At 62.8% G+C, this 17,145-nt stretch carries 14 protein-coding genes; 7 read left to right on the top strand and 7 right to left on the bottom strand.

The features are described from left to right. Window positions 1–2: 2 nt before the first annotated feature. Both GJ699_RS25850 and GJ699_RS25845 read right to left on the bottom strand, forming a co-directional pair. Window positions 3–2,183 carry an FUSC family protein gene (locus tag GJ699_RS25850; protein ID WP_154381857.1) on the bottom strand — a complete coding sequence of 727 codons (2,181 nt, stop codon included), beginning with the start codon at window positions 2,181–2,183 and terminating at the stop codon, window positions 3–5. A gap of 87 nt (window positions 2,184–2,270) precedes the next feature. Further along, complete coding sequence (locus GJ699_RS25845; RefSeq protein WP_229262296.1) at window positions 2,271–3,947, bottom strand: M14 family zinc carboxypeptidase; 1,677 nt, start codon at window positions 3,945–3,947, stop codon at window positions 2,271–2,273. Window positions 3,948–4,139: 192 nt separating this feature from the next. Between GJ699_RS25845 and GJ699_RS25840 the strand changes: the two genes are divergently transcribed. Then, window positions 4,140–4,898, top strand: coding sequence for a hypothetical protein (locus GJ699_RS25840; RefSeq protein WP_154381794.1), 759 nt, complete (start codon window positions 4,140–4,142; stop codon window positions 4,896–4,898). Here the strand turns inward: GJ699_RS25840 and GJ699_RS25835 are convergent, their stop codons facing one another. From GJ699_RS25835 to purB, 5 genes are all read right to left on the bottom strand, one after another. Further along, on the bottom strand, window positions 4,899–5,465 hold the full coding sequence (locus GJ699_RS25835; RefSeq protein WP_154381792.1) for an NADPH-dependent FMN reductase: 567 nt from the start codon (window positions 5,463–5,465) through the stop codon (window positions 4,899–4,901). It abuts the gene before it with no gap. Window positions 5,466–5,647: 182 nt separating this feature from the next. Beyond that, on the bottom strand, window positions 5,648–6,214 hold the full coding sequence (locus GJ699_RS25830; RefSeq protein WP_154381790.1) for a YceI family protein: 567 nt from the start codon (window positions 6,212–6,214) through the stop codon (window positions 5,648–5,650). A gap of 22 nt (window positions 6,215–6,236) precedes the next feature. Beyond that, the gene (locus GJ699_RS25825) at window positions 6,237–6,788 is read right to left on the bottom strand and encodes a YceI family protein (RefSeq protein ID WP_154381788.1); all 552 of its coding nucleotides are present in this window, start codon (window positions 6,786–6,788) and stop codon (window positions 6,237–6,239) included. 21 nt (window positions 6,789–6,809) lie between these two features. Continuing rightward, window positions 6,810–7,337: a cytochrome b gene (locus GJ699_RS25820; RefSeq protein ID WP_154381786.1), complete on the bottom strand. Its 528-nt coding sequence runs from the start codon at window positions 7,335–7,337 to the stop codon at window positions 6,810–6,812. Window positions 7,338–7,470: 133 nt separating this feature from the next. Then, on the bottom strand, window positions 7,471–8,847 hold the full coding sequence (purB, locus tag GJ699_RS25815) for an adenylosuccinate lyase (protein ID WP_154381784.1): 1,377 nt from the start codon (window positions 8,845–8,847) through the stop codon (window positions 7,471–7,473). A 104-nt stretch (window positions 8,848–8,951) separates the two neighbouring features. Between purB and GJ699_RS25810 the strand changes: the two genes are divergently transcribed. The 6 genes from GJ699_RS25810 (at window position 8,952) to GJ699_RS25785 (ending at window position 17,143) form a co-directional block, all read left to right on the top strand. Further along, a complete protein-coding gene (locus GJ699_RS25810) occupies window positions 8,952–9,560 on the top strand; it encodes a glutathione S-transferase N-terminal domain-containing protein (RefSeq protein WP_154381782.1) in 609 nt (202 codons plus the stop codon). After that, entirely contained in the window at window positions 9,560–10,588 is a 1,029-nt protein-coding gene (locus tag GJ699_RS25805) for a LacI family DNA-binding transcriptional regulator (protein WP_154381780.1), read from the top strand. The genes GJ699_RS25810 and GJ699_RS25805 overlap by 1 nt, the downstream gene beginning before the upstream one ends. A gap of 130 nt (window positions 10,589–10,718) precedes the next feature. Further along, window positions 10,719–13,007, top strand: coding sequence for a TonB-dependent receptor (locus GJ699_RS25800; protein ID WP_154381778.1), 2,289 nt, complete (start codon window positions 10,719–10,721; stop codon window positions 13,005–13,007). Then, a complete protein-coding gene (locus tag GJ699_RS25795) occupies window positions 12,997–14,880 on the top strand; it encodes an alpha-amylase family glycosyl hydrolase (protein WP_154381776.1) in 1,884 nt (627 codons plus the stop codon). The genes GJ699_RS25800 and GJ699_RS25795 overlap by 11 nt, the downstream gene beginning before the upstream one ends. Next, window positions 14,877–15,812 (top strand): PfkB family carbohydrate kinase, encoded by a 936-nt coding sequence (locus tag GJ699_RS25790; protein WP_154381774.1) that lies wholly within the window; start codon window positions 14,877–14,879, stop codon window positions 15,810–15,812. The genes GJ699_RS25795 and GJ699_RS25790 overlap by 4 nt, the downstream gene beginning before the upstream one ends. Beyond that, window positions 15,809–17,143, top strand: a complete 1,335-nt coding sequence (locus GJ699_RS25785; RefSeq protein WP_154381772.1) for an MFS transporter — start codon at window positions 15,809–15,811, stop codon at window positions 17,141–17,143. Before GJ699_RS25790 ends, GJ699_RS25785 begins: the two co-directional genes overlap by 4 nt. Window positions 17,144–17,145: the final 2 nt, after the last annotated feature.

Raw genomic sequence — 17,145 nt, 5'->3', positions numbered from 1 at the left:
ACCTAGGCGATATCGCGCAGGATGGCGGCGCGGTGGGTGATGATCTGCACCGCGTCGGCCTGCAGCAACCGGATGCGGCGCTGGACCAGCGGCCAGCCGGACCACGGCACCAAGGCCGCCGCGCGTGCCGCCGCCGTTTGTGCCGACAGCGTGGCGGCCGACATCAGCGCATCTTCACCGGCCTGTCCTGCATCGCCATGCGGCGCCAGCGCCTGCGTCAGCACTTCCACCACCTGGTCGTGGCTCTCGGCCAGCATGGCGTTCAGCGCATCCACCGGTATCTCGTGCGGATGGCGGCGCACGATGGCGCGCAGCGCCGCCACATGCGCCATCAGCAGGTAGTTCTGCACGATGAACAGATTGATGTCTTCCACCGCGCGCTGTTTGCTGGACGGCTCGTCCAGCATGCGCATCAACGCGGAGCTGAGCGCGGCCAATGCATCCATCAGGCGCTTGCGTTCGATGCGGTAAGCGAAATCGTCCTTGCCTTTGCCTTGCAGCAGATCGAAGCTGGCCTGCATGTAGCGCAGATTCGTTTGCAGCACCTCACTCACCAGGCGCGGCAAGGTCTGATACTCCCAGTTGGCCAGCACGAAGCTGAACGCGGTGGCCACCGCCGCACCGATGAAGGTGTCGATCAGACGCTCCATGATGAGGTCATTGTTACCCGGTGCGAGCAGGTGCATTTGCAGCAGGATCATGATCGACACCGCAATCGCCGTGTAGCGATAGCGCAGGTAGATGAAGGTCGGCGTGGCGACGGTGGCCAGCACCAACACCGCCAGTATCAGCGCCGGGTAGTCGAGGTAGCGGATCACCAGCGCCGTGATGACGCAGCCGATCACGGTGCCGATGATGCGGTCGCTGCGGCGCTGCTTGGTCATGCTGAACGAGGGCTTCAGAATAATCACGATGGTCAGCACGATCCAGTAGCTGTGCGCCGCATACGGCAGCCACGCCGCCACCGCTAGCCCGGCCGATATCGCCATCGCCACCCGCAGCGCGAAGCGGAAGATCGGCGAGTCCCAGCGCAGGTGCGACAGGATCATGCGCAGTTCGTACTTCTGCTGCGACAGGAACGGCCCCATGTCGGCGTCGGCCCAGAACGGTGTGGTGTCGTAGGCTTTCTGGCTGGCGCTATGCAGCTCGCCCACCATCTTGATGATGGCGCGGATCTTGTTGCGCTGAGCGCGCAGCACCGCCAGCGCTTCGTGCTGCGGCTGCCCGGCGTCGATGCGCTGCTGCAGCGACGCCAGTTCGGCTTCGATCGCATCCAGCTCAGGTTCGTATGAAATCTCCGGCCAGGACGCCTTCTTGCGCGTGACGTCGTAAGCCACCGATTCGATATCGCGCGCCGTCTTGTAGGCCAGATCGTGCAGCGCTTTTAGCACCGGCGAATCGGCCAGGTGCAGGCGTAGCTGGGCGTAGTCGGTGTGGGTGGACAGGATCTGTTCATACAGGTCCAGCATGCAGACGTGAACCTGCACCACGATGGCGTCCTTGGCGTTGTTATGCGCGCGCAGGATCAGGTCGCGCGCAGCCTGCTGGCGATCGGCCAGCAGGCTTTGATGGCGTATCAGCCGGTTGAACTGTTCGCTGAGGTTATAGCGCGTGTCGTAGAACTGTGCCTTGATGTCGATGTAGGCCGCCAATTCGAACAGCGCTTCCGCTAGCACCTGCTGCTTGATGCGGTGGCGCAGTATCCATGATATGCCCATCGCGTACGCCAGGTAGGCTAGCGCGCCCAGCGTGAACAGACCGGTGTGGATGAAGGACTCGCGCACCGTCATCGAGTGTTCCATCGACATGGTCATGATGAACAGCGTGGCCAGTTGCAGCGGCATCGATTTGCGGCCATACACCACCATCATGCAGGCGGCAAAGCTGACCAGCACCAGTACCGTCATCAGCAGCCAGTGATAGGGCGCGCACAAAGAGACCAGCAGCGTGACGAAGCCGCACAGCAGCACCGAGGCGCTCATCTCGTTGAACTTGTGGCGCAGAGGACTGGGCATGTCCATCAGCGCGGTGCACAGCGCGCCGATACAGACCGTCATGGCGGTGGCCATGCCGGCAAATTGAAGTGTAATCAGCGTGACGCCGACCAGACCGGCGGCGAAGCGCAAGCCAAGATAAAAGTAATGGCTATAAAAGAAGGTGCGCAGATTGAGTGCGTAATGCATGGCTTGGGCCTTGTGGGCAGCTTGCATGCGCGCCGCAGGATCGCCACGGCGCGCACGTTGAATGACGCGGGAACGACTAGCTAAATTTTAGAAGACGGACAGCACCGGGTAACGGCGCCATTCCGGCTCGGCGTGGCGTTGGCCGTGGGCGAAGATGAAGCCCAGTACCGCGTCCTGATCGGACAGCAGCGCCGGATTGGCGGCCTTCCAGGCTTCGAAGCGGGTCTTCAGTTCCGGTTCGGCTTCCAGCATTTCCAGCGCCAGGTCTTCGAACACGTAGTCGGAGTAGTTTTCTTTTTTCTCCAGCACGCTGTTGAAGAAGCCCCAGCGGAAGAAGGAGTCGTGGCCTTGCGGTTCCAGCGTTTCGACCGCGTAGCGGGCGGCGGCCTGCTTCAGCGGGATGAACCAGTCGCCCGGCTGCACGGTGAAGCTGGCGGTGCGCGCTTCCAGCTGCACATCGTCGTGGTACATATGGCCTTCGTAGGCGGCCGGGCGCGAGGTCACGGAGACGATATGGTAGTACTGTGCTTCCACCGTCGAGGCTTCGTCGAAGCGGGCCATTTCAACGCCGTTCCATTGCAGGCGCTCGATGGCTTCGCGCCAGGCTTGCGGCACGATGTAGCCTTTCGGCGCGCGCACGGTGGCTGCCGGCACGAAGCTGTTGTAGTAGGCGATGTCTTTTTCCCACGGCTGGCTGCGGTCGTAGGACAGGCGCTGGTAATTGCCCAGCAGGCTGGCGCTGCGCTTGGCGGCGTAACCCTTGAAGCGGAAGGTCGATGGCTTGGTGTCGTCCAACTGCCAGGCCACGGTCCATTCCTTGGCGCTGGCGGCTTGCTCTTTCGCTTTGGCGCGCAGCTGCTGGATTTGTTCGGCGTGCTGCACGGTGAAGGCCATGGTCACGTCCAGCAGGGCGCGCATCGAATCGTAGCGGTCCTTGAAGGGCTTGAGCATATGTGTCTCCGGCATGAAGCCGATCACGTGGTGCAGGGCGGCGAAGCCGGTCGAGAAGCGTGGCACTTCGAGGAACTCGGCGATGCCGTCGTCCGGCGTGTCCTGGACCGGATTCACATACGGGCAGGTCGGCCAGCCCTTGGCTTCCATCTCTTGGTAGATGTGCGGCAGCATGGTCTCGCGCAGGAAGGGACCGAGGCCGTAGCCCAGCTTGTCCGCTTGCGTGTGGATCAGCGTCATGGTGTACGGGTAGTCGGCGCCGTTGGAGGTGTGGGTGTCGACCATCACGTCCGGGTCCCAGCTGGTCAGCAGCTGGTTGAACAGGCGGGCGTTGAGCGTATCGCACTTGATGAAGTCGCGGTTCAGGTCGAGGTGGCGGCTGTTGCCACGGAAGCCGAACTGCTCCGGGCCATCCTGGTTGACGCGCGAGGTGTTGGCGCGGTTCAGCGCGCCGTCAACGTTGTACAGCGGGACGAACAGCAGCACGGTGTTGCCGAGCGCCGCCAGCTTGGCTGGATCGAAGCACAGATCGCGCACGATGGCCATGCAGGCATCCACGCCTTCGGGTTCGCCGGGGTGGATGCCGTTGTTGTTGAAGAAGACCGGGCGGCCGGCGGCCTTGATCAGGCTGCGGTCGTGCACGCCATCGGCGCTGACCACACCGGCATGCACCGGAATGCCGCCGTCGGACACGCCGATCTGTTCAAACCGCAGCACGTGCGGGAAGCGCTGCGCCAATTCTTCGTAGAAGGCGATGCATTCGCTCCAGGTAGTGGTCTGGTTTTGATTGCCTTTTTCATAAGGCGTTGGCATGTCTGGGTGCATGGTCGTCTGGATCTCAGAGGGTATGGGTTGAAGGCGGACTGGGTAAGCCGCGCGGTCGAGGGCGAGATTGTATCACCGTGCCCGTTTTTTGAGCGCCGGCAGCCGGGGGCTTGCGTTGCTTCAAGGCAAAGGTTGGAATGCGGTGTTTTACTGGCTGTTCCATCTTGGCGGGAGGCGGCGATGCGGAACAGACACGGTTTGCGGGCGATTCTGGTGGTGCTGATGCTGGCGCTGGTGTGCCGTTGGGGCGTGGCGCAGATCGGGCCGCGCTATGTGATCGATGCCAGTGGCAATGGCAATGGCGGGCCGGCTGGGACGTCGTCGTCGACGCAGGGCCGGGTGCAGCCGATCGGCAAGGGCCTGTTGCTGATCAGCTTCCAGGGCTTGACGCTGCTGGCGGTGGATGCCGACGCCGAGGCCTACAGCCCGGAGCTGGTGCGACAATGGCCGGCGGCGGATCTGCTGCTATTGACGCCTGCCAGCGCCGGCCGCTACGACGGGCTGGCGCCGCTGTGGGCCTTGCGCGATGGCTTGCCGGTGGTGGTGACGGAGCCGGCTGGCGGCATGCCTGCGGGCGCGGCGGCAACCACCGGCGGTCCGCGCCTGTATCCGCTGCAGGTATGGAACACGCTGGACTTGCGCAAGCGCGGCACGCGGCTGCATGTGACGGCCATGCCGGGTGGCAGCGGGACGGCGGCGGTGGCGGGGTATCTGCTGGAGCTGGGTGACAGCCGCGCCTCGTACCGGCTCTACCTTGGCCGTTCCGGCGTGGTGGAAGGGGCGGTGCAGTTGGCGCAGCGGCTGCCGGGAGCGGATCTGGCGCTGTTGCCGGGACGCGAGGGCGCGCTGCTGCTGCGGCTGAATCGCGGCGCGCCCAAGCCTGTCGATCCGGTCGCGCTGACGGCGACCGGCTATGCCTTCAAGGCGATCCGGCGCTGATTACTGCTTGCCGGTTTTCTCGACCCAGGCGGCGTAGGCGTCGATGAATTTCTTCAGGAACTGCTTGGTGCTGTCGTTGTTGAGCTTGCCATCCGGACCAAGCAGATTGGCGGCACCGCCGATATACGCTTCCGGCTGCTGCAGCAGCGGCATGTCGAGGAACACCATGGTCTGGCGCAGATGGTGGTTGGCGCCGAACGCACCGGTGGCGCCGGGCGAAATGCTGACGATGCCGGCCGGCTTGCCGCTCCACACACTGCTGCCGTACGGGCGCGAGCCGACATCGATAGCGTTCTTCAGCGCGGCGGGCAGGGAGCGGTTGTATTCGGGCGTAAAGAACAGCACGCCGTCAGCTTCCTTGAGGCGCTGGCGGAACTGCGTCCACGCCTGCGGCGGCGTGGCGCCGTTCTCTTCCAGATCCTGGTTATAGATGGCCAGCTCGCCGATTTCAACGATTTCCAGTGCCAGCGACTCGGGCGCCAGCGCAATGATTTCGTGAGCAAATTTACGGTTGATCGAATCCTTGCGCAGACTGCCGATCACGACGGCAATTTTCTTGGCGGGCATGGCATCTCCTTCAGTGTGTGGGCGGAAGCAATAATGTAACCCATCCAAAGAAAAAGCCACGCCGCGTTTCCGGGGCGTGGCTGATGTCCTCACTTCGGGGTCAGTTCTAAAAATCGGACATTGCGTCGCGCGCGACGCAATGTCCGATTTTTAGAACTGACCCCGAAGTGGACACGAGCTGGTCACTCGGCTTTGATGGCTTCGATCTGGATCGCCAGTTTGACTTCAGGCGAGAAGTTCGGCAGGCCGTAGTTGAGGCCGAAGTCGCTGCGCTTGAACTCGGCGCTGGCGTCGGCGCCGCAGACTTCACGCTTCAGGCGCGGATGGATGATGCACTTGAACTTGGTCACCTTCAGCGCCACCGGCTTGGTCACGCCCAGCAAGGTCAGTTCGCCGTCCACCGCCACCAGCTTGTCACCCTCGAATTTGAAGGATTTGCTGGTGTAGGTGATGGTCGGGAACTTTTCGGCATTGAACATGTCCGGACCCTTGGCGTGGGTGTTCATCTTGTCGAAGCCGAAGTCGATCGAGGCGGCGTCGATTTTGACGTCCAGGCCACCGGTCTTGGCAGCAGTATCCAGAGTCACCGTGCCGCTGGTTTTGTCGAACTTGCCGCGCCATACCGACAGGCCCATGTGGTCGGCCTCGAAGCTCGGATAGGTGTGCGTCGGGTCGATGTTGTAGGTGGCGGCAATCGCGGACGTGGCCGAGGCGGCCAGCAGCGTGGCGATCAGGATCTGTGCTTTCATCGTGGTGTCTCCAGTGGGTTAATTATTGTGCGACGACGTGGAATTTGATGGCGACTTCGTCGGCCACCATGCTGGTGTCTTTCCATTCGCCTTCGCCGATGTTGTAGGTCAGGCGTTTGATCGGCAGCACGCCGTCAAACACTTGCGTCTTGCCGTCGGCTTTGACGGTCAGCGGGAAGCTGACGTCGCTGGCCTTGCCTTTGATGGTCAGCTTGCCGGTCACGGTCAGCTTGCCGGCGCCGGCTGGCTTGATCGAGGTCGAGACGAAGGTGGCTTTCGGGAACTGGGCGGCGTTGAACCATTCTTTCTTCGCCACTTCCTTGTTGTACTCGGCATCACCCAGGTCCATGCTGCCGGTGTCGACTTCGACGGTGGCTTTGGCGGCATCCGGCTTGGCGGCGTCGTAGTCGATGTTGGCGCTGAATTTCTTGAACTTGGCATCCACCGGCACGTTCATTTGCTTGAAGGTGGCGGTCACGGTGCTCTTGGCCGGATCGGTTTTGAGCGCGGCGGCGCTGGCGGCGAAGGCAACACCCAGCAGGGATACGAGGGCGATTTTTTTCATGGTTTTCATGTGAGGCTCCAGTGGGTGAGGTTACAGCGGCAGCATGCGTTTCAGCGTGACGTCGCGGTCGACAAAGTGATGCTTGAGTGCGGCCAGGGCGTGCGCCACCACGGCGGCGGCCATCGTCATGGTCAAAACATAATGAACAGTTTTTAAAGTTGCCTTAAGTTCAGGATCTGGCGCGAACGGCGCCGGCATTTGCCACAGGCCCAGATACACCACCGGCACGCCGGCGGCGTACGAGTACAGATAGCCGGAAATCGGCACCGCGAAGATCAGCAGGTACAGCAGGTGGTGCATGCCTTCGGCAATCTTGTGCTGCCAGGCGGGAATCGAGGCCAGCGCCGGCGGCGGTTTGTGGGTGACGCGCCACAGCACGCGCAGCACGGCCAGGAACAGCACCGTCACGCCCATCCATTTGTGCCAGGAGAAGTATTTCAGCTTGGTCGGCGAAAAGCCGGGGATGGCGACCATGGACAGCCCCAGGAAGAAAGTGGCGATGATGAGCAAGGCGACCAGCCAGTGCAGCAACATTGCGGTTTTGGTATAGCGTGGCATAAAGCGGCTCCGAAATTAGTACGTATTAGGACTAAATATAGCAAAGAAATCCCAGGCGCGCTTGCCGGAGCAAAAAAAAGCCCCGGGACGCAGGCGTCGCCGGGGCTAGTGTATTGCAAATTTCTAAATTACATCAGATGGCTTTTGCCAGAGCTGCGGCGATACCGGTGTAGTTCGCAGGGGTCATGGCCAGCATCAGGTCTTTGGCTTCCTGCGGCACGGCCAGGCCGTTGATGAACTCTTGCAGCGCGACTTTGGAGATGCCTTTGCCGCGGGTCAGCTCTTTCAACTGCTCGTATGGGTTCTCGATGCCATAGCGGCGCATCACGGTTTGCACCGGCTCGGCCAGCACTTCCCAGTTGGCGTCCAGATCGGCTTCCAGACGGGCTGGGTTGACTTCCAGCTTGTTCAGGCCGCGCAGGCAGCTGTCGTAGGCCAGCAGGGCGTAGCCGAGGCCGACGCCGATGTTGCGCAGCACGGTGGAGTCGGTCAGGTCGCGTTGCAGGCGCGAGACCGGCAGTTTTTCCGACAGGTGTTTCAGCACGGCGTTGGCCAGGCCCAGGTTGCCTTCCGAGTTTTCGAAGTCGATCGGGTTGACCTTGTGCGGCATGGTCGACGAACCGATTTCGCCGGCTTTCAGCTTTTGCTTGAAGTAGCCCAGCGAGACGTAGCTCCAGATGTCGCGGTTCAGGTCCAGCAGGATGGTGTTGACGCGGGCGAAGGCGTCGAACAGTTCAGCCATGTAGTCGTGCGGCTCGATCTGGATGGTGTATGGGTTGAACACCAGGCCCAGGCGCTGCTCGATCACGTTCTTGGAGAACGCCGGCCAGTCGAACGATGGGTAGGCCGACAGGTGGGCGTTGTAGTTGCCGACCGCGCCGTTCATCTTGCCCAGGATCTCAACTTGCTCGATACGCTTGATGGCGCGTTGCAGACGAGCGACCACGTTGGCCATTTCCTTGCCCAGGGTGGTCGGGCTGGCGGTCTGGCCGTGGGTGCGCGACAGCATCGGCAGTTCGGCGTTGACGTGGGCGATGTCGGTCAGCTTGGCGATCACGTTGCGCAGCGATGGCAGCATTACGTTGTCGCGCGCGGCCTTCAGCATCATGCCGTGCGAGGTGTTGTTGATGTCTTCCGAGGTGCAGGCGAAGTGAATGAACTCCGACGCCGCCACCAGTTCCGGCACGTCCTTGACTTGCTCCTTGAGCCAGTATTCCACGGCTTTAACGTCGTGGTTGGTTACGGCTTCGATTTCCTTGATGCGGGCGGCATCTTTTTCGGTGAAATCGGCGGCCAGCTTGTCCAGCAGGGCGGTGGCTTCGGCCGAGAACGGCTTGATTTCAGCGAAACCGGCCAGCGACAGCGCTTGCAGCCAGGAGATTTCTACTTTGACGCGGTGGTGCATGAAGCCCGATTCGGACAGGATAGGGCGCAGCAGATCGGTTTTACCGGCGTAGCGGCCATCCAGTGGCGACAGCGCCGACAGCGTGGAGTAAGGAGTAGTGGTCATGATCAAAAGAACGGAAGTTGAGAGAGCAGACCGCGATTTTACCATTGGCCGGCCGCCAACCCGCCGATGTTATACTGAGCGTTGTTCTTCCTCTATGAGCCTCTATGAAACTCATCGGTTCCCTCGCCAGCCCTTATGTCCGCAAGGTTCGTGTCGTTCTGGCGGAAAAAAAACTCGATTACCAGTTTGAACTGGAGAATGTGTGGGCCGCCGACACCACCATCAGCCAGCTGAATCCGCTCGGCAAAGTGCCCAGCCTGGTCATGGAAGATGGCACGGTGATGATCGATTCGCGCGTGATGGTGGAATACCTGGATACGCTGACCCCGGTCTGCAAGCTGCTGCCGCCCAACGGCCGCGACCGCGCCGACATCAAGTGCTGGGAAGCGCTGGCCGATGGCATGCTGGACGCCGCCGTCAGCGTGCGCCTGGAGCGCACCATGCGGCCGAAGGAACTGCAGAGCGAAGACTGGATGGCGCGCCAGATGCGCAAGGTCGACCTTGGCCTGAAGTCGCTGTCGGACCAGCTGGGCGAGCAGGCTTACTGCGCCGGCATCCATTACTCGCTGGCTGACGTCGCGGTCGGCTGCACGCTGGGCTGGCTGTCGTTCCGCTTCCCGGAAATCAGCTGGCGCGACGATTACCCCAATCTGGCCAAGCTGTACGACAAACTGTCCGAGCGCCAGTCGTTCAAGGACACGGTTCCCGCCTGATGCCCAAGTCGCCAGAAGCGGATAGCCGACGCCTGCAGATGGCCGACATTGCGCGGCTGGCGGGCGTCTCCACTTCCACCGTGTCGCGCGCGCTGGCTGGCAGCAAGCTGATCAGCGAAGAAACGCGCAGCCGCGTCATGGAACTGGCGAGATCGCTCAATTACAGCATCAATATCGGCGCGCAAAACCTGCGCATGAAGCAGAACCGCACCGTGGGCGTGGTGGTGCCGTATGACCCGGCCACGCGCCAGCATCTGTCCGATCCGTTTTTCCTGTCGATGCTGGGCAGCCTGGCCGACGCGCTGACCGAGCAGGGCTTTGACATGCTGGTGTCGCGCGTCGACGCCGGCACGCTGGACGCGGCCGCCACGCCGTTCGATACCGGCCGTGTGATCGGCATCGTGCTGATCGGCCAGTGGCGTCATCATGATCAACTGAACCAGCTGGCGGCGCGCCATGTGCCGATCGTGGTGTGGGGCGCGCAGCTGCCGCAGCAGCTGTATTGCACCGTCGGCGGCGACAACCTGGCCGGCGGCGAGCTGGCCGGCGCCCATCTGCTGGCGCAGGGCCGCAAGCGAATCGCCTTCTTTGGCGACATCAACCTGCCGGAAATTGGCCAGCGCTATCAGGGCTTGTGCCAGGCGTTGACGGCGGCCGGCATCGCCGCCGATCCGGCGCTGCTGGTGCCGGCTTCCTTTGTGCCGAACGGCGGCCGGCTGGCGGTGGATGAACTGCTGGCGCGCAAAGCGCCATTCGACGCCGTGTTCGCCGGCAGCGACCTGATGGCCATGGATGCGATCAACGCTCTGCGCCAGCATGGCCTCGATGTGCCGGGGCAGGTGGCGGTGCTTGGCTATGACGATATCCCGCTGGCCAGCTATTTCCATCCGCCACTGACCACGGTGCGCCAGCCGATGCAGGAGGCTGGCCGCGCGCTGGTCGCCGCGCTGCTGGAACTGGCCGAGGGCGGCGTCGCCCCCTCGGTGCAACTGCCTACTCAACTGATTATCCGCTCCAGTACTGTCTGATTTGTGCAACCGATTGCATTGCGATGATTAAGCATCGTAAAAAAGTATTTTGCAGTTTAATGCAATCGATTGCATAATGCGTTCCATCTGCTCAAGAAAGCAGCAACAACGACAATATTGGAGACGATTCATGCAGCCACGCACCTTTAAATTGGGCGGTATTGCCGCCGCCGTCGCAACCGCAGTTCTGCACATGGGCACTGCCGCCGCGCAGGAAGCCACCCCGGCAGACGGCTTGAACATGGAGCGCGTGGTCGTCACCGGCACCAGCACCGCCTCGTCCAAGATGAAGACCAGCGTGTCGATCTCCACCCTCGAAGGCGATGCCATCAAGAACGCCGCGCCTTTGAGCGCGGCCGAAGTGCTGCGTTCGGTGCCGGGTGTGCGTTCGGAATCGTCGGGCGGCGAGGGCAACGCCAACATCACCGTGCGCGGCGTGCCGATCTCGGCCGGCGGCGCGCGCTATGTGCAGATTCAGGAAGATGGCCTGCCGGTGCTGCAATCGGGCGACTTCAACTTCATCACGCCGGACAGCTATGTGAAAATCGACGGCACGCTGGACCACCTGGAAGTGGTGCGCGGCGGCTCGGCCTCGACGCTGGCGACCAATGCGCCGGGCGGCATCATCAACTTCATCAGCAAGACCGGCGAAGAGAAGGGCGGCCACATCGGCATCAGCCGTGGACTGGGCTATGACGAAACCCGCTACGACTTCGACTACGGCGCGCCGATCTCGGACAAGACCCGCTTCTTCATCGGCGGTAACTACCGCAGCGGCGAGGGCGTGCGTAACACCGGCATGAGCACCGAAGGTGGCGGCCAGATTCGCGGCAACATCACGCATGAGCTGGACAATGGCTGGATCCGCCTGTCCTTCAAACACGTGGACGACAAGTCGCCGACCGCGCTGCCGGTGCCGGTGCAGGTGGTGAACCAGCAGATCACCGAAATCCCGGGCATCGATCCGCGCACCGTGAGCTTCTATTCGCCGTACTGGGTGCGTGACGTGGTGCTCACCAAGAACAACACCACCGAGTCGACCAACGTCAACGACGGCCTGCACGTGAAGAGCGACAGCATCGGCCTCGAAGGCCAGCTGAATCTGGGCGATGGCTGGACCTTGAGCGACAAGTTCCGCACCTCGAACAACAGCGGCCGCTTCAGCGGCGTCTTCGCCGGCAATAACGGTACGGTTGGCACTTACACCATCGCTACCGGTCCGAATAAAGGCCAGAGCTGGACCGGCCGCGCCTTCTCGGCGGTGGTGTTCAACACCTCGATCGATGATGCCGGCAATACGCTGAACGACACCAAGCTGGCCAAGACTTTCAAGCTGGCCGATGGCAGCAAGCTGACCACCACCGCCGGCCTGTATCTGTCGAACCAGAAGCTGGGCCTGACCTGGAACTTCAACGAATATCTGATGCAGGCTACCGGCGACAAACCGGCGCTGCTGCAAACCGCCAGCGGCACGCCCGGCCTGGTCGGCCCGGCCTTCGGCGGCTGCTGCTCGCGCGCGGTGGACGTCGAGTACAAACTCACCTCGCCATATCTGAACGTCGGTTATGAAGCCGGTCCGGTCAACGTTGACGCCAGCGTGCGTAACGATCGCCAGCGCGCCAGCGGCACCGCCAATATCGCGACGCTGAGCAACGGTTCGCTGCGCTATGACGCGGCCACCCAGCAGTTTGTCGACTACAAGATCAACCACACCTCGTACTCGGTGGGCGGCAACTACGCCTTCAATAAAAACCTGTCGGCGTTTGCCCGCGTCAGCGATGGCGTGTCGTTCAATGCGGACCGCATCCTGTTCGGCACTCCGCTGGATGGCAGCGCGCCGATCAACATCAACACCGTCAAGCAGCTGGAGGGCGGCGTGAAATGGCGCAGCGGCGGCATCAGCACCTTCGTCACGCTGTTCCAGGCCAAGACCGACGAGAGCAACTACGAAGCCACCACTCAGCGCAGCACTTCCAACAAATACGACGCCAAGGGCGTGGAGCTGGAAGGCGCCTACAGCGTCGGCGGCTTCCGCATCACCGGCGGCATGACCTACACCGATGCCAAGATCGTCGGCACCGCAGCGGCCGATGTGGCCAACATCGGCAACACGCCGCGTCGCCAGGCCAAGTACATTTACCAGCTGTCGCCGAGCTATACTTTTGACGATGTGGTGGTGGGTGCGAGCCTGATCGGCACCGGCAAGTCGTGGGGCGATGATGCGCATACCATCATCCTGCCGGCGTATGAGGTGGTGAGTGCCTTCGTCAACTACAGCGTTACGCCGAAGACCACGCTGTCGCTGCGCGTGAATAATCTGTTCAACAAGATCGGTTACACCGAGGTGGAAAGCGATGGCCATGCGGCGCGTTCGATCTCCGGCCGTGCCGCACAACTCAGCCTGTCCTATGCCTTCTAAAGTAATGTCGGACCGCATGCTGGCGGTCCTGCCCGACGAGCTGCTGCCGCAAGCGGCGCAGCGCCTGGCCGCACACGCGCCGGTGCTGCGCCAGCTGCTGAGCGGCTTGTATGGCGAGCACGCCAACTTCGACGCCTGGATGGGGGAGTTGATGGCGGCGCTGGGCGAGCTGCTGGCGGCGCGTCCGGCGGCACTGCGCGCGCAGGATGAGCAGCGCGCCGCGCAGCCGGAGTGGTTCCTCAGCCAGCGCATGCTGGGCTACTGCGCTTATGTGCAGAACTTCGGCGGCAATCTGAATGGCGTGGCGGAGCGTATTCCGTATTTGCAGGAGATCGGCGTCAGCTATCTGCATCTGCTGCCGTTCCTGCGCGCGCGCGCCGGCGAGAACGATGGTGGTTTCGCCGTCTCCAACTTTGACGAAGTGGAACCGGCGTTCGGCAGCAATGCCGATCTGGAGGCGCTGACCGCGCGGCTGCGCGAGGCCGGCATCAGCCTGTGCTCGGACTTTATCCTGAATCACGTGGCGGACGATCACGCCTGGGCCGTCGCCGCCAAAGCCGGCGATGCGCAGGCGCGCGACATGTTCCTGGTTTATCCCGACCGCGAGCTGCCGGACCGCTACGAGCGCACGCTGGGCCAGGTGTTCCCGCAGGTGGCGCCGGGGAACTTCGTTCAGGTGGACGCGATGGGCGGCTGGGTGTGGAGCACCTTCTATCCGTATCAGTGGGATCTGAACTACGCCAATCCGGCGGTGTTTGCCGAAATGGCCAAGACCTTGCTGCGACTGGCGAATCGCGGCATCGAAGTATTCCGTCTCGATTCCACCGCCTTCCTGTGGAAGCGCGAAGGCACCAACAGCATGAACCAGCCGGAGGCGCATCAGATCCTGCAAGCCTTGCGCGCGATTGTCGATATCGTGGCGCCGGGCGTGCTGCTGAAAGCGGAAGCTATTGTGCCGACGCGCGAGCTGCCGGCCTATCTGGGCAGCGCCGAGGCGCGCGAGTGCCACATCGCGTATCACAGCAGCTTGATGGCCGCCAGTTGGCTAGCCTTGTCGGAGCAGGACACCAGCGCGCTGCGCGAAGTGATCCGCAACACGCCTGCCCTGCCGCCGGCCGCGACGTGGCTCAGCTACGTGCGCTGCCACGACGACATTGGCTGGAACGTGCTGCGTGCCGAAGTGGCGGCCGGCTGCGACGCCAATGCCGACGCCAGCGCCAAGGCGCGTCTGGCACGCGCCTCGCGCTTCTTCGCCGGTGGCGAAAACAGTTACGCATCGGGTGCCGCCTTCCAGAGCACCGATCCGAACGCGGCGCACGGCAGCAATGGCATGGCGGCCTCACTGGTCGGCCTGCAGACCGCCGACAATGAAGAGGCGCGCCAGCTGGCGATGCGCCGCCTGCTGCTGCTGCATGGCCTGGCGTTGAGCTTTGGCGCGCTGCCGGTGTTGTACATGGGCGACGAGCTGGCGATGGAAAACGACTACAGCTATCAGCAGCGCCCGCAGCATGCGATGGACAGCCGCTGGCTGCAGCGTCCCGTGTTCGACCGCGCGCGCTGGAAGGGCCGTGACTACACCGGCGGCAGCGCGGGTCAAATGTACCAGTCGCTGATTCGCCTGGTGCGCGCCCGTCGCCAGCACGAGGAACTGGCCGCCAACGCGCCGCGCACCTTGCTGGCTGATGCGCCGGACGCGGTGCTGGCGCTGGCGCGCGGCGAGCGTTTCCTCACCTTGATGAACTTCTCGGCCCAGCCGCAAACCTATGCGTTGCCGGGACCATGGACCGACTGTCTGGACGGGAGCATACTGAATGGCGCGCTGACGCTGGCGCCGTATGCGATGCACTGGCTGGAACGTGGAGCGACAGCATGAGCAAACAAACCATCGCCGTCTTCGGCGAGGCACTGGTGGACGACTTCATCACCGAGCAGGTGGTGGGCGGCGCACCGTTCAATGTGGCGCGCAACCTGGCGGCGTTTGGCGTCGCCACGCTGATGGTCACGCGCATCGGCGCCGACAAGAACGGCGCCAGCATCTGTGACGAGTTTGCACGCTTCCGCATGAGCGAAAGCGCCTTGCAGGTCGACGAGCATCAAGCCACCGGCCGCGTGGTGGTCGAGCGCAATGACGGCGGCCACCGCTTCATCATCCTGCCCGATCAGGCATACGATTATGTGCAGACCTCGCCGGCATTGGCGGCGTTGGCGATAACACAGCCGGCGGTGATCTACTACGGCACCATGGCGCAGCGCCATGTGCAATCGCGCGCCACCTTGCGCGCCATGCTGGAGGCCAGCGACGCGCAACGCTATCTGGACCTGAACGTGCGCGAAGGGCAGGTGACCGAGCGCATCGCCCACGAGTCGCTGAAGCTGGCGGATGTGGTCAAGGTCAACGAGGACGAGCTGCAGGACCTGTTCAAGTGGTACACCCACGCGCAGCCTTCCGACATGGAGGAAGCCTGCCTGACACTGATGCGCAGCTTCGAACTGAAACAGTTGATCGTCACGCTGGGCGAACGCGGCGCGCTGCATTTCAGCGCCGACGGCACCGTCACCGCTAACCATGAGTGCCACGCACCGGCGCGCATCGTCGACACGGTGGGCGCAGGCGATGCGTTTTCCGCAGTGTTCCTGTTCGGCCAATCGCAAGGCTGGCCATTGCCGCTGACAATGGCGCGCGCGAATGCCTTTGCCGGCGCCATTTGCGGTATCTCCGGCGCGGTGCCGGCCGATATCGGCTTCTACGCGCCGTGGCTCGACAGCTGGCAGCGCGGTGCCGTGCATCCGGGAGCGGCATCATGAAAGCGCGCCTGTCGTTCTGGCAGATCGTGAACATGAACATCGGCTTCTTCGGCATCCAGTTCAGTTTTGGTCTGCAGCAGAGCAGCATGAGCCCCATCTACAAATACCTCGGCGCCGACGAGGCCAGCTTGCCGTATCTGTGGCTGGCGGGGCCGATGACCGGGCTGCTGGTGCAGCCGCTGATCGGCGCCATGAGCGACCGCACCGTCACGCGCTGGGGGCGGCGCACGCCGTACTTCCTGATCGGCGCCATCCTGTGCAGCCTTGGGCTGCTGGCGATGCCGTTCAGTCCCACGCTGTGGATGGCGGCCAGCCTGCTGTGGATACTGGATGCGGCCAACAACGTCACCATGGAACCGTACCGCGCTTTCGTCAGTGACAAGCTGGCGCCGGAGCAGCATTCGGTCGGCTTCCTGACGCAGAGCGCTTTCACCGGACTGGGACAAACGCTGGCTTATCTGACGCCATCGCTGCTGGTCTGGCTGGGCATGAACAAGGATGCGGTCAACGGCAGTCATATTCCGCACATCGTCATCGTCGCCTTTCTGATTGGCGCGGTGTTCTCGATCAGTTCCGTGCTGTGGACCTTGAAGACCACCAAGGAAAATCCGCTCAGCGAGGAAGAGCTGCAAGCGATGCGTGAGCGGCCAGCCGGCTGGCGCCATGCGCTGGGCGATATCGTCATCGCGATACGTGAGATGCCGGCCACCATGCGCCAGCTGGCGTGGGTCAAGCTGTTCCAGTGGTATGCGATGTTCTGCTATTGGCAGTACATCATGCTGTCGCTGGCCACCACGATCTATGGCACCACCGATCAGGCTTCCGAAGGCTTCCGCGATGCTGGTCTGCTGGCAGGGCAGGTGGGCGCGTTCTACAATTTCATCGCGTTTGTCGGCGCGCTGGCGCTGGTGCCGTTCACGCGCCGCTATGGCCCCAAGCTCACGCACAGCGTGTGCCTGGCGCTGGCCGGGGTGGCCATGTTGAGCATCCCGCAGATCCATACCCCGGCGCTGCTGTATGTGCCGATGCTGGGCATCGGCCTGGCCTGGGCCAGCATCATGGGGAATCCGTATGTGATGCTGGCAGGTTGTATACCGCCGCAGCGCACCGGCGTCTACATGGGCATCTTCAATATGTTCATTGTGATTCCGATGATTATCCAGATCTTCACGCTGCCGCTGTATTACCGCAGCCTGCTGGGTGGGAATCCGGAGAACGTGATCCGGCTGGCCGGGGTGCTGATGCTGTGCGGCGCGGTGGCGGTATTGGCCGTAAAAATAAAAAAACCGCAAGCTGCGGACAGCTTGCGGCCTCTGAATGCGGCAACGTAAAA

This window comes from Duganella guangzhouensis (genome assembly GCF_009674535.1).
GTDB lineage: Bacteria > Pseudomonadota > Gammaproteobacteria > Burkholderiales > Burkholderiaceae_D > Rugamonas > Rugamonas guangzhouensis.
Note: the sequence above shows the minus strand (reverse complement) of the source record. Positions and strands in the feature narration are given on the sequence as shown.

Excerpts from the sequence above, each read along its gene's own strand:
- GJ699_RS25850 (WP_154381857.1), bottom strand. The coding sequence starts at position 2,183 with ATGCATTACGCACTCAATCTGCGCACCTTCTTTTATAGCCATTACTTT.
- GJ699_RS25845 (WP_229262296.1), bottom strand. The coding sequence starts at position 3,947 with ATGCCAACGCCTTATGAAAAAGGCAATCAAAACCAGACCACTACCTGG.
- GJ699_RS25840 (WP_154381794.1), top strand. The coding sequence starts at position 4,140 with ATGCGGAACAGACACGGTTTGCGGGCGATTCTGGTGGTGCTGATGCTG.
- GJ699_RS25835 (WP_154381792.1), bottom strand. The coding sequence starts at position 5,465 with ATGCCCGCCAAGAAAATTGCCGTCGTGATCGGCAGTCTGCGCAAGGAT.
- GJ699_RS25830 (WP_154381790.1), bottom strand. The coding sequence starts at position 6,214 with ATGAAAGCACAGATCCTGATCGCCACGCTGCTGGCCGCCTCGGCCACG.
- GJ699_RS25825 (WP_154381788.1), bottom strand. The coding sequence starts at position 6,788 with ATGAAAACCATGAAAAAAATCGCCCTCGTATCCCTGCTGGGTGTTGCC.
- GJ699_RS25820 (WP_154381786.1), bottom strand. The coding sequence starts at position 7,337 with ATGCCACGCTATACCAAAACCGCAATGTTGCTGCACTGGCTGGTCGCC.
- purB (WP_154381784.1), bottom strand. The coding sequence starts at position 8,847 with ATGACCACTACTCCTTACTCCACGCTGTCGGCGCTGTCGCCACTGGAT.
- GJ699_RS25810 (WP_154381782.1), top strand. The coding sequence starts at position 8,952 with ATGAAACTCATCGGTTCCCTCGCCAGCCCTTATGTCCGCAAGGTTCGT.
- GJ699_RS25805 (WP_154381780.1), top strand. The coding sequence starts at position 9,560 with ATGCCCAAGTCGCCAGAAGCGGATAGCCGACGCCTGCAGATGGCCGAC.
- GJ699_RS25800 (WP_154381778.1), top strand. The coding sequence starts at position 10,719 with ATGCAGCCACGCACCTTTAAATTGGGCGGTATTGCCGCCGCCGTCGCA.
- GJ699_RS25795 (WP_154381776.1), top strand. The coding sequence starts at position 12,997 with ATGCCTTCTAAAGTAATGTCGGACCGCATGCTGGCGGTCCTGCCCGAC.
- GJ699_RS25790 (WP_154381774.1), top strand. The coding sequence starts at position 14,877 with ATGAGCAAACAAACCATCGCCGTCTTCGGCGAGGCACTGGTGGACGAC.
- GJ699_RS25785 (WP_154381772.1), top strand. The coding sequence starts at position 15,809 with ATGAAAGCGCGCCTGTCGTTCTGGCAGATCGTGAACATGAACATCGGC.